The organism is Cutibacterium equinum, assembly GCF_028021195.1.
GTDB lineage: Bacteria > Actinomycetota > Actinomycetes > Propionibacteriales > Propionibacteriaceae > Cutibacterium > Cutibacterium equinum.
Map to the genome: position 1 here is coordinate 757,092 of NZ_CP115668.1, position 12,158 is coordinate 769,249.

At 64.1% G+C, this 12,158-nt stretch carries 10 protein-coding genes; all 10 read left to right on the forward strand.

The genetic code is table 11. From position 1 onward, the window contains the following. Positions 1 to 165: 165 nt before the first annotated feature. The 10 genes from mraZ (at position 166) to murG (ending at position 12,153) form a co-directional block, all read left to right on the forward strand. Positions 166 to 594 (forward strand): division/cell wall cluster transcriptional repressor MraZ, encoded by a 429-nt coding sequence (gene mraZ, locus O6R08_RS03450; RefSeq protein ID WP_271418751.1) that lies wholly within the window; start codon positions 166 to 168, stop codon positions 592 to 594. Between the two features lie 143 nt (positions 595 to 737). Next, entirely contained in the window at positions 738 to 1,751 is a 1,014-nt protein-coding gene (rsmH, locus tag O6R08_RS03455; protein ID WP_271418752.1) for a 16S rRNA (cytosine(1402)-N(4))-methyltransferase RsmH, read from the forward strand. 107 nt (positions 1,752 to 1,858) lie between these two features. Beyond that, positions 1,859 to 2,212, forward strand: coding sequence for a cell division protein FtsL (locus O6R08_RS03460; RefSeq protein ID WP_271419210.1), 354 nt, complete (start codon positions 1,859 to 1,861; stop codon positions 2,210 to 2,212). A 137-nt stretch (positions 2,213 to 2,349) separates the two neighbouring features. After that, positions 2,350 to 4,137 (forward strand): peptidoglycan D,D-transpeptidase FtsI family protein, encoded by a 1,788-nt coding sequence (locus tag O6R08_RS03465; protein WP_271418753.1) that lies wholly within the window; start codon positions 2,350 to 2,352, stop codon positions 4,135 to 4,137. Further along, complete coding sequence (locus O6R08_RS03470) at positions 4,134 to 5,723, forward strand: UDP-N-acetylmuramoyl-L-alanyl-D-glutamate--2,6-diaminopimelate ligase (protein WP_456298781.1); 1,590 nt, start codon at positions 4,134 to 4,136, stop codon at positions 5,721 to 5,723. The genes O6R08_RS03465 and O6R08_RS03470 overlap by 4 nt, the downstream gene beginning before the upstream one ends. Further along, complete coding sequence (locus tag O6R08_RS03475; RefSeq protein WP_271418754.1) at positions 5,720 to 7,177, forward strand: UDP-N-acetylmuramoyl-tripeptide--D-alanyl-D-alanine ligase; 1,458 nt, start codon at positions 5,720 to 5,722, stop codon at positions 7,175 to 7,177. The genes O6R08_RS03470 and O6R08_RS03475 overlap by 4 nt, the downstream gene beginning before the upstream one ends. Continuing rightward, a complete protein-coding gene (mraY, locus tag O6R08_RS03480; protein ID WP_271418755.1) occupies positions 7,174 to 8,244 on the forward strand; it encodes a phospho-N-acetylmuramoyl-pentapeptide-transferase in 1,071 nt (356 codons plus the stop codon). Before O6R08_RS03475 ends, mraY begins: the two co-directional genes overlap by 4 nt. Next, the gene (gene murD / locus O6R08_RS03485) at positions 8,226 to 9,722 is read left to right on the forward strand and encodes a UDP-N-acetylmuramoyl-L-alanine--D-glutamate ligase (RefSeq protein ID WP_271418756.1); all 1,497 of its coding nucleotides are present in this window, start codon (positions 8,226 to 8,228) and stop codon (positions 9,720 to 9,722) included. Before mraY ends, murD begins: the two co-directional genes overlap by 19 nt. Positions 9,723 to 9,837: 115 nt before the next feature. Further along, positions 9,838 to 11,013, forward strand: a complete 1,176-nt coding sequence (gene ftsW / locus O6R08_RS03490) for a putative lipid II flippase FtsW (protein WP_271419212.1) — start codon at positions 9,838 to 9,840, stop codon at positions 11,011 to 11,013. Positions 11,014 to 11,049: 36 nt separating this feature from the next. Further along, positions 11,050 to 12,153: an undecaprenyldiphospho-muramoylpentapeptide beta-N-acetylglucosaminyltransferase gene (gene murG / locus O6R08_RS03495; protein WP_271418757.1), complete on the forward strand. Its 1,104-nt coding sequence runs from the start codon at positions 11,050 to 11,052 to the stop codon at positions 12,151 to 12,153. Positions 12,154 to 12,158 lie beyond the last annotated feature (5 nt).

A 12,158-nucleotide genomic window follows, 5' to 3' on the forward strand; every position in this document is an offset into this window, starting at 1 on the left:
AGAGCCATATTGACGGTCCTGTCCCTCGAGTCTGCCGCGTGATGGCGCGGTGGGGGGAGGAAAGGGGAGATTGCGGGGACACAATGGTGGCATGGTGGAGCGATGTGGAGTATGTTGGAGGCAAGTGGAGGAGATTGCCTCGATCGGGGAGCTAGGAGGTGCCTGGTGTTTCTGGGTACGCACACTCCAAAGCTCGACGAAAAGGGCCGCTTCTTCCTGCCGGCGAAGTTCCGCGACGAGTTGGACGACGGGTTGGTCATCACCAGAGGCCAGGACAGGTGTCTGGCGGTCTACCCGACCGAAACCTTCGTGGAGATGACCCGGGAGATCGCCAAGGGTTCGGTGAGCGTCAAGAAGGTTCGTGACTACCAGCGCATGCTGGCAGCCGGAGCCAGCGACACCGCTCCTGACAAGCAAGGGCGGGTCATGATTCCGCCAATGCTGAGGCGCTACGCCGGTCTCGACAAGGAGATCGTCGTAGTGGGTGCGATCACCCGTGTCGAAGTCTGGGACGCCGCCGAGTGGGAGAAGTACTCCGAAGCCCAGGAGGAGGCCTTCGCCGAGATGAACGAGGAGGTCTTCGCCGAACAGTGATCACGTGATCCGCGGCTCCGCTCCGACCGGGCACCCTGACACAACTTCCCCTGTGCCAGGTGGTCCAGCCGGAACGGAACCCCGAATCACGGGTCGTCGACACCGGTCGAGGACGTTGCTGGCACACCGTGCCGGGGAGGGGGATGCTCATGGCGACCGATGCCATCGGTAGCGATGCCGTTCACATCCCCGTCATGCGATCCCGTATTCTCGACCTTCTCGCCCCGGCTCTCACGGGGGACCATCCCGTTCACATCGACGGCACCCTTGGCATGGGGGGCCACGCCGAAGCTGTGCTGAATCGGTTCCCTCACGTGCAGCTCGTCGGTATCGACCGGGATCAGCAAGCCCTGGCAATGGCGGGCGCGCGGCTTGAACCGTTCGGGTCTCGCGTCCATCTCGTCCACGCCGTCCACGACGAGATCCCCGAAGTCCTCGATGGCCTCGGGGTCGAGTGCGTGGATTCGGTTCTCCTGGATCTGGGGGTGTCCTCCCTACAGATCGACGAGGTGGATCGTGGGTTCTCATACTCCGTCGATTCCCCGCTGGACATGCGCATGGACCAATCCGGTGGACGCACTGCCGCCGAGGTGATCAACGAGTCCACATCGGCAGAGTTGGTCCGGATCCTGCGCGACTACGGTGAGGAAAAGTTCGCCGATCGTATCGTGCGCGCCATCGTGGCCGAGCGAGATCGTCAACCCATTGAAACCTCTGGACGCCTCGTCGACATCATCACGGAGGCGATTCCTGTCGCCGTCCGACACAAGCGCTCAGGTCATCCCGCCAAGCGCACCTTCCAGGCACTGCGGATTGCGGTCAACCGTGAGATGGAGACCCTTCCGGCGGTACTTCCACGCTCACTCGACCGGCTGGCCGTCGGGGGTCGGATGGCGGTTCTCGCCTACCACTCCCTGGAGGACCGTCCCGTCAAGGACGTGTTCCGTGAGGCCTGCGCTGACAGCGCGCCAGCAGGGTTGCCGATGGTTCCCGAGTCCATGGCAGCCAAGTTCCGTCCCATCACTCGGGGGGCGGAACGCCCTGACGCCGACGAGGTGTCGACCAATCCACGATCCGCGTCAGCACGGTTGCGGGTCATTGAACGGGTCCGTCCTGGATCCATCAGCCCCCAGAACACGACCAAGGAGAGCCGATGAGCGCCGAACCAGCACCGCGTCCCCAGCCGGCCACGGCTGTCGCAGCGCCGACGCCCCTGTTGCGTCCCACGCTGCGACCCCTTCCGCGCAGGATTCCACAGCACCGAATGGGCAGACTCGGCTTCGCCATCCTCATCGTCGTCATGCTGGGCATCGGATTGGCTGGGCTCCTGGTGCTCAACACCACGATCCAGGCACAGTCCATGCAGATCGCCCAGGAGACTCGCAATCTCAACGTCCTGCAGCATCAGCAGGCCGTGCTGGCTGCTGACGTGGACCACCTGCGAGGGCCCCAGAACTTGCAGGAAGAGGCCAAGAAGCTGGGTATGAGGCCCAATCCCTACGGTTCCTACATCGACCTGCGCACTGGCAAGGTCATGGGAACTCAGACAAAGGTCAATGGCAAGGAGGCGCTGGGAGTCATTGGTGAGACGGCCAAGCCAAAGGTGGACAAGCCGTGAGTGATTCCCGGCGCTCCAGCGGCCCGACTCGACGTCCCGGTTCCGCCCGACCTCCGGCGTCCGGGCGTGGATCGGCATCATCACGACCCGGTTCTACGCCGGGTCGTCGGGCGTCAGACGCCAAGGCGGCCCCAAAGATGGCTTCCCAGCGCGGCCGTCTGACGATCATCATGGCGGCATTTCTCGTGTTCGCGGTGGGTCTGGCTGGCCGTGCTCTGCAGTTGCAGGCCATTGAGGCTCCTGCGTATGCGGCCTCGGCGGCGGCGCGGATGAAATACACCTACAGCCTGCAGCCCGACCGCGGACAGCTCACTGATCGTAACGGCACCGTCATGGCTCGGACCCAGCCGGCAGTGCTGGTATTCGTCGACCCCCGGATGATCTCGCGCAATGGTGTTGACGAGCGCGTCACCATGAGCCGCGCCCAGCGGGAGAAAGCTGCTGCCGCCCCGAAGGCGGTCGCCAAGATCCTGGCCAAGCACCTTGGTGGCCGTCCCGAGGATTACCGCAAGGCCGTCACGGCCACCGATTCCAAGGGCAATCTCAGCCGCTACTCCGTGGTGCGTCGCCATGTCGACAGCTATACCTTCGACCTCATCAAGGAGGACATGAAGAAGGGGGAGTGGTACGGCGTCTTCAAGTCCAATGATCCGATCCGTACCTATCCTTCCGGAGACGTGGCGTCCAATGTCGTCGGGTTCGTCAATGCCGAGGGTAAGGGAGCTGGCGGTTTCGAGTACACCCATGACAAGGCCTTGGCAGGTGTGCCCGGCAAGGAGTCCTACGAGGCGTCGACGTGGGGACGCATCCCGCTGGGGTCCAACACCCTCGTTCCTGCTGTCAACGGCACCAGTTACACCCTGACCCTTGACGCCCAGTTGCAACTCATGGCCCAGCAGGCACTGGAGACGGCCATCAAGAACGCCAAGGCCAAGAGTGGCGAGATCATCATCATGGACGTCACCAATAGTGAGGTGCTCGCCATGGCGTCGATGCCCACCTTCGACGCGAACAAGCCTGGAAAGGTCAAGGAGGACCAGACCCGCAACCGGGCCATCCAGGACGCCTACGAGCCGGGATCCGTTCAGAAGGTCCTGACGATGGCCGCCCTCACCGACCAGGGAATCATCACCCCTGACACGCGCATCGTCGTACCTCCGGCCCTGACTTCTGGCGGCGGCAAGATCACCGATGCCGAGCCTCACGGCACCGAGCACCTGACCGCTCGCGGGGTTCTCGTGCACTCCTCGAACATCGGAACGGCCCTGTTCGCCCGAAAGCTCGACAAGCCGACGATGGTCTCCTACCTCAAGAGTTTCGGTCTGGGGGTGCCGACCGGAATCGGTCTGCCCGGCGAGGCTCAAGGACAGATTCCCAAGCCGGACATGCCTGATTACACCCGGGACCAGGTGGCATTCGGCCAGGGGCTGTCGGTGACCGCGATCCAGGAGGCCGCCGCAGTGGCTGGCATTGTCAATGGTGGCGTCTATCACTCCCCGACGATCATCAAGTCTGCTGTTGACGGTCACGGCGAACCTGTTGAAGTTCCCGGGACGACGACCCGCCGAGTGATCTCGCAGCAGGCCTCCGAGCAGGTCCGCGACATGATGGAGAACGTCGTTTCGACGGCCAAGGGCCGCCCCATCGCGGATTACCGGATGGGTGGAAAAACGGGTACCGCTCAGCGGGTCGACCCGGAATGCCACTGCTATCGCGGTTACATCTCCTCATTCATGGCCGTCGCTCCCATCGAGAAGCCGCGTATTCTCACCTACGTCGTCATCAACCAGCCCACCCACGGACACACAGGTACGGAGGTGGCCCAGCCTGCGGCGCGGCAACTCATGTCCGTCGCCCTGCCGCGCTACGGTGTGCGACCGTCCACCGACAAAGCGCGCAAGGAACCTTTGGAGTACGAGCCGTGAGCCCTGAACCTACTACCACCCCCATGTCATCTGCGGACGCCGCATTGCGGCCCACGCAGGTCAATCCCATCGCCTGGGTTGACGTGGTGGCGGCCCTCGACGGGTGTTCGGCCGACGAGAACGGTCCTGCCATCAGTGGGATCACCTTGGATTCTCGCCAGGTACGTCCCGGCGACCTGTACGTCGGTCTGCGCGGTCTCCATGCCCACGGGGCCCGATTCGCTGCCTCAGCCGTCGAGGCCGGCGCGGTGGCAGTTCTCACTGACGCCGAGGGTGCGACGCTCGCGGCGGATGCTGGTGTGCCGATCATCGTCGTCCCGCATCCCCGTGCTGCCATGGCAGTTGCGGCGGCCACGATCTTCGGCCATCCCGCTGACGACATGACGATGTTCGGGATCACCGGCACCAACGGCAAGACGACGACAGCCTTCTTGGTGGAGGCGGGTCTGCGCTCCGCCGGACACCACGTCGGGACGATCGGGACGATCGGGTTCCGGCTCGATGGTGCGGAGTTGCCAAGTGCCCGTACCACGGTGACGACTCCGGAGGCTCCGGATCTTCAGGGCCTCTTTGCTGCCATGGCGCAGCAGGGAGCGACCGACGTCGTCATGGAGGTGTCCTCCCACGCACTTGCCCTGCAGCGGGTCAACGGCACCCGGTTCGACGTTGCCGCCTTCACCAACCTCGGTCGCGATCATCTTGACTTCCACAAGACCCTCGACGAGTACTTCGAGGCCAAGGCGCGACTTTTCACCCCGGATGTGGCCAGGATCGGCGTCATCAACGTTGACGACCCGCGTGGCCGTCAACTTGTCGAGAGGATGCAGGCCAGTGGCGTCACGGTGGTGACGACCTCGATCCACGAACCTGCGGATTACCAGGTGACCTCGTGGTATCCCGGGCCACGTGGGGCCATCTTCGACGTCACGACCCCGTCGGGGCAGCGCACCCTCGAATTGTCCCTGCCCGGTGAGTACAACGTCCGCAACGCGGCCATGGCTTTGGCCATGTTGGAAGCCGCAGGGCTGTCCTTCGACGAGGTCGTGCAGGGGCTGTGTTCTGCTCAAGTGCCAGGTCGGATGGAACGCGTCGATCTGGGGCCGGACTCACCGACCGTTCTGGTGGATTTCGCGCACACTCCGCAGGCGATTGCTTCTGCTCTCGATGCGGCGCGCTCCTCGGTCCACGGGGGACGTCTCATCGCTGTTCTGGGAGCTGGGGGAGACCGTGACGCGGCCAAGCGCGGTCCCATGGGTCGGGTTGCGGCCGAGAGGGCTGACGTCGTCATCATCACTGACGACAACCCACGTACTGAGGATCCGGCAGTGATCCGTGCTGCGGTGCTGGAAGGAGCCCACGAGGCGGCCAGGGACGGCGTCATCGTCGTTGATGGTGGGCGCCGTCGCGAGGCAATCAACGAGGCGTTGAGAATGGCTGAGGTCGCAGACGTCATCTGCGTGCTCGGCAAGGGCCACGAAACCGGACAACACGTTGGCAGCGAGGTGTTGCCATTCGACGATCGTGAGGTCATTCGCGCTGAATGGCACACCCTCGCCGGGCGCGCCGAGGAGGATCTGACGCGATGAGAACTGTCGACATTGCCACGCTGTCTCGCATCGTTGAGGCCGAACCGGTCGATGGCTGTGCACAGGTGGGCCCTGACGTCGTCATCGACACTCGCAAGGTGACTCCGGGGGCTCTCTTCGTCGCCTTGCCAGGTTCCAAGGCGGACGGACACGACTTCAGCACGGATGCCCAGGACGCTGGCGCGGCTGCTGTGCTGGGTACCCGCACCACCGACGCCCAGTTGCCGCACCTCGTGGTTGACGACGGTCAGGCTGGACTGTCGCGGTTGGCTCGTCACGTCGTGGACACTGAGCGGGCTCGCGGTATGCGCACCATTGCCCTCACGGGGTCCAGCGGCAAGACGAGTACCAAGGACATGCTGGCCCAGGTCCTCGAGGTCTGTGGTCCTACGGTGGCTCCGGTGGGATCGTTCAACAATGAGATCGGTGTGCCGCTGACGGCATGCCGCGTCGATGAGAAGACCGCATTCCTGGTGTCCGAGATGGGGTCTCGCGGGCGTGGTCACATTGCATGGCTGACCTCCATCGTTGCCCCTGACGTCGCCATGGTCCTCAATGTCGGGACCGCCCACCTGGGTGAGTTCGGATCCCGTGAGGGCATTGCCGAGGCCAAGGGCGAAATCGTCGAGGCCCTCAGCCCTGACGGCTGGGCCGTACTCAATGCCGCCGATGATCTGGTGGCTGGGATGGCTGCGCGGACCCGCGGCCATATCGCGTGGTTCAGCCCTGACCCCGATCATCGGCGTCGCGATGCCGAGATCGAGGTGTGGGCCGAGTCGATCACGTCTGATGATCTGGACCGTCACTCCTTCACCCTGGGGGTTCGTCGGGGGGAGTCGACCTGGACCAGCCCGGTTCAGTTGACGACGATGGGAGCCCACCAGGTTGCCAACGCTGTCGCCGCCACGGCCGCAGCGCTGGCAGCTCTGGAGCTCAACTCAGCCGTCGATGAGAACACCGTCGGTCGCATCGCGACGGCCTTGAGCAAGGCTGTGTCGCGGTCTGCCATGAGGATGCAACTGCTCGAGCGGGCTGATGGTCTGGTCCTGGTTGAGGATTGTTACAACGCCAACCCTGACTCGATGGCTGCCTCCTTGACGGCCATGGGGCACGTCCTGAGGTCGCGTCGGGTCACGGACCCCAGCACCCGTGGAATCGCTGTGCTCGGCGACATGCTCGAGCTCGGCGATGATTCCGCGCGACTCCACGTCGAATCGGGTCGACGTGCTGGTCAGGCCGGGTTTGACGTCGTCATCGCGGTTGGTGACCAGGCCGAGAGTATTGCCGCTGGCGCATCCGCTGAAGGCGCACATGTGATCGTCACTACCGTCGACGAGGCTGCTGGGTCGCTAAGTTGGACCTCGCACGATGTCGTCCTGCTCAAGGCATCCCGGGGCCTGGCCCTGGAGCGGGTGGGGCGCGCTGTGTTCGAGGAGAGGGAGGCTCAGGCGTGAAGAACATCCTGCTCGCCGGCGTGGTGTCAATGATCGGCACCCTCGTCGGCACGCGGTGGTTCATTCACTGGCTCGCCGCAAGGGGATACGGCCAGATCATTCGTGACGACGGCCCGACCACCCACAAGACGAAGAAGGGCACCCCGACGATGGGCGGTGCCGTCATCATCGCCTCAGTGCTGTTGGCCTACTCCGTCGCCCATCTGGTGACGTGGACCCACCCGAGTGTCTCGGCCGTCCTGGTTCTCTGGCTGTTCGCCGGCCTGGGGCTCATCGGATTCCTCGACGACTGGACGAAGATTTCCAAACAACGCTCATTGGGCCTCAAACCCAAGGGAAAGCTGCTTGGCCAGGCCTTTGTCGCCGTCACCTTCGCCGTTGCAGTGATGTACTTCCCGGATTCCCACGGGGTCACTCCGGGCTCCCCGGCAATCTCCTTCCTGCGCGACATCTCCTGGCTCAACCTGCCGATCTGGTTGGGCATCATCTGGGTGATCCTGCTCATTGCGGGCAGCTCCAATGCGGTGAATCTCACCGATGGTCTGGACGGGTTGGCAACGGGTGCCTCCACGATGGTCTTCGGCGCCTACACCCTGTTGACCATTTGGCAGTTCAACCAGTGGTGTTCGCGTCCGACCACTGCCGGTAGCCATTGCTACGCAGTGCGTGATCCGTATGACATCGCTGTGGTGGCCATTGCCATCGCGGGAGCCTGTTTCGGTTTCCTGTGGTGGAATGCGAAGCCTGCCAAGATCTTCCTCGGTGACACCGGGTCCTTGGCTCTCGGTGGTGCTGTCGCAGGTATGGCCGTCGTCAGTCGTACTGAACTGTTGCTGGTCATCATTGGTGCCCTGTTCGTCATCGAGACGGTCTCGGTGATGATTCAGGTGAGCGTGTTCAAACTCACCGGCGGAAAACGCGTTTTCAAGATGGCCCCGTTGCATCACCACTTCGAGTTGAAGGGGTGGGCTGAGGTGACCGTGGTCATCAGGTTTTGGATCATTTGCGGCCTGGCCGTCGCGGCTGGCCTGGGAATCTTCTACGCAGAATGGGTGGCAGGGCAGTGACGTTCTCCGGAAGAGTTGATCTGAGCACGGCCGATCGGCTGTTCGACTGGTCGGGAGTGCGCGTCGTCGTCGCAGGCCTGGGAACCTCTGGCTTCGCCGCTGCCGACGCCCTGCTCGACCTCGACGCACGTGTTCTCGTCCTCGACGATTCTGACGACGACTCCCACCGCGACAAGGGAGGGCTGCTCGAGGTCCTGGGAGCCGAGGTGCGATTGGGGCCTGGCTCGGCAGCCGAGCTTCCCGAGGACACCGACCTTGTTGTCGTGTCCCCAGGGTGGCGTCCGACCCAGCCCTTGGTGGCCAGCGCCCTCCTTCAGGGGATCCCGGTCTGGGGAGAACCAGAACTGGCTTGGCGTCTCATGCATCCGGATCGCGTCGTCACGTGGCTGGGCATCACCGGCACCAATGGCAAGACGACAACCACCCAGATGACCGAGTCGATTCTCAACGCCGCAGGGTTGCGAGCCAGCGCTGTCGGCAACATCGGCCGCCCCATCCTGGAGGCGATGGCCGACGAGATCGACTACGACGTCTTTGCCGTCGAGCTGTCCAGCTTCCAACTGCACTGGTCGCCTTCCCTGTCCCTGCGCTCGGCTGCCGTGCTCAACCTGCAGCAGGATCATCTGGAGTGGTACGCCCACGACGACGATCCCCTCTCCTCCTATGCCGCTGACAAGGCACGCATCTACCACCAGGTGACCAATTCCTGCGTCTACAACGTTGCCGATCCCGCTACCGAGCGCATGGTCGAGGAGGCTGACGTCGTCGAGGGGGCTCGCGCCATCGGCTTCACCACCGGCATTCCGGGCCCCTCCATGATCGGTGTCGTCGACGATCTCATCGTCGACCGTGCCTTCGTCGAACAACGGGCGACCTCTGCCATGGAGTTGGCTCGCCTCGAGGACGTCCATCCTTTCGCCCCACACAATGTCGAGAATGCCTTGGCAGCAGCTGCCCTGACCCGCTCCTTCGGAGTCCCCGCGACCGCTGTCGGACAGGGATTGCGTGATCTCCACCTGGGCGGTCATCGCATCGAGACCGTCCATGAGGCTGGGGGCATCACCTGGGTCGACGACTCCAAGGCCACCAACCCTCATGCCGCGAACTCCTCGATGCGAGCCTTCGAGCACATCGTGTGGATTGCCGGAGGTCAGGCCAAGGGCACCACCTTCGACGAGCTGGTCACCACCCACGCTGAGAAGCTGCGTGGCGCCATCCTGCTGGGAACCGACCGCGCTGTCATCGCCGCGTCCTTGGCCGAGCATGCCCCGCAGGTCCCCGTCGTCGTCATCGATGACATGTCGCCAGAGTGCATGGTCAAGGCAGTCCACGAGGCCGCCAGGATGGCTCGTCCGGGAGACACCGTCCTGCTGGCCCCGGGATGCGCAAGCCTTGACATCTGGCCTGGATACGCTGCTCGCGGCGACGACTTCGCCAGCGCGGCACGACAGATCGACGGGCCGGCTGCCGATGGCTGAGAAGTCGGCTGACACCCGGACTCCTCAGCAGGTGAGTAGAGCCCGACGCCGGACCCCCGCACGATGGCTGCAGCATGTCCTGCGGCTCGACAGCGGCGATGGGTCCTCAGGTCACTTGCTGGCTCAACCCTTCTTGGACTACTACGTCATCCTCGCCACCACCGTGCTGCTGTGCGGCATCGGTGCGTTGATGGGGCTGTCCTCGTCATCGGTGTACTCCCAGTCTCTGGGGAACGGGCCCTACCACTTCGCCATTCGCCAGATCCTCTTCCTCGTCGTCGGGGCGATTGCCGCAGCGGTGGTGTCTCGGCTCTCGGAAGCGCACCTGCGTCAACTGGGCGGGCTGAGCTATGCCGTCGTGTGCCTCATGCTGGTTCTGGTGCTGACCTCGCTGGGATCTGATGCTGGCAAGGGAAACCAGTCGTGGTTGGTTCTTGGCCCGGTCAGCTTGCAGCCCTCGGAGTTCGCGAAGTTCGCCCTGGTCCTCATCGGTGCCAGCTACATGTCGTCGCGGCGCGAGGAGATGGCAACGCTCAAGGGCGTGGGCATTTATCTCGCGCTGTATGGAGTCATCGGGTTGCTGGTCGTCGCCCAGGGAGACCTTGGTACGACGATGATCATCGGGCTCATCATGCTGGCTCAGATGTGGAACTTTGGGGTGCCAAAACGCTATTTGGGTGCCCTCATCGGTCTGGGCCTGGTAGCAGTCCTGATGCTCATCGCGATCACTCCCTACCGAGCTCAGCGGGTGTTGTCCTTCCTGCATCCTGACAATGGTGCGACGACCTCCCAACAGCCGCTCTCGGCGATCTACGCCCTGGCAACTGGTGGCTGGTGGGGAGTCGGTATCGGTGCCTCCCGCCAGAAGTGGGGAGGACTCTACGACGGTGCTCAGAACGACTTCGTCTTCGCCGTCCTCGGTGAGGAGATGGGTCTGCTCGGCACCCTCGGCGTCATCGTGCTGTTCACCCTGCTCGTGTGGGCGGGAATCAGGACCGCGATGCGTCAGGACTCCCTCTTCCGTCGTTCGGCCGCATCGACGGCCACCGCCTGGATTGCGACCCAGGCCATCATCAACATGGCGGTCTCGTTGAACCTGTTGCCGGTCGTCGGCGTGCCGCTTCCCTTCATCTCCATCGGTGGATCGGCCTTGGTGTCGGTGCTGCTGGCGGTCGGCATCATGTTGGCGTGTGCCCGTACCGAGCCAGACGCTCGGCGCAGTGCCGAGGCTTCCCGACGCAGCGAGCCTGCTCGTGTGACCAGTGTGGTCGACGGAGGTCACCGTGGCTGATATCGACGCCGTATTCCATTGTCACGAGGAGTATCCATGGTGAACGTTGTCCTGGCGGGCGGAGGAACGGCCGGCCACACCTCCCCGCTCATTGCCACCGCGAAGGCTCTGCAGGACCGTGGCGTCACGGTGTCGTGCATCGGGACTCCCAAGGGCCTTGAGGGGAAAGTCATCCCGGAGGCCGGTCTCGAACTCGACATGATTCCTCCGGTGCCGCTGCCGCGCACCCTCAACGCCGATCTGTTCAAGGTTCCTGGACGGTTGGCCTCAGCGGTACGCCAGGCAGGTGCGGTGCTCAAGCAGCGCCAGGCCGACGTCGTCGTGGGCTTCGGCGGCTACGTCTCGCTGCCGGCGTATCTGGCTGCCAGGAAGGCCAAGATCCCCGTCGTCGTCCACGAGCAGAACGCTGTTCCCGGGCTGGCCAACAAGATCGCCGCCCGGTTCGCGGCCTTCGTCGGTACGGCGTTCCCGCAGACCCCGTTGCCCAAGGCCACCTTTGTCGGTATGCCGCTGCGCACGCAGATCACTGACCTGGCAGACGCCAGCCAGGAAGATCGAGCTGAGCGTTGTGCCCGGGCTCGTGGCAGCCTCGGGCTGGATGCCGACCGTCCCACCCTGCTCGTGTCGGGCGGATCCCAGGGGGCGGTTGCCATCAATGACGCCGTCATCGCAGCACGTGAGACCCTCCTTGCCGATGGTGTGCAGATCCTCCACGTCCTGGGCCCCAAGAACATCAAGGACAACACCAAGGTCGTCGACGAGGCGACCGGAGCTGCCTGGGTCCCGGTCGGATACGTTGACGACATGGCCAGTGCCTACGCGGCTGCCGACCTCATGGTGGCTCGTTCCGGAGCTGGAACAGTGGTGGAGACCGCCACGGTCGGTCTGCCGACGATCTACGTTCCGTTGCCGCACGGCAATGGAGAACAGGCGCGCAATGCCACCTCGGCCGTTACGGCCGGGGCTGGTGTCGTCGTCGCCAATGCGGACCTGGACGCTCAACGACTTCTTGCTGAGACCGCGCGCATCCATGACGCCGACGCCCTGGCCACAATGTCGGCTGCTGGGCGAGGACTCATGCCTGCCCACGCCGCCGAGGAGATGGCGACCCGGGTGATCTCGCTCGCCAATTCGAAGTGATCGAC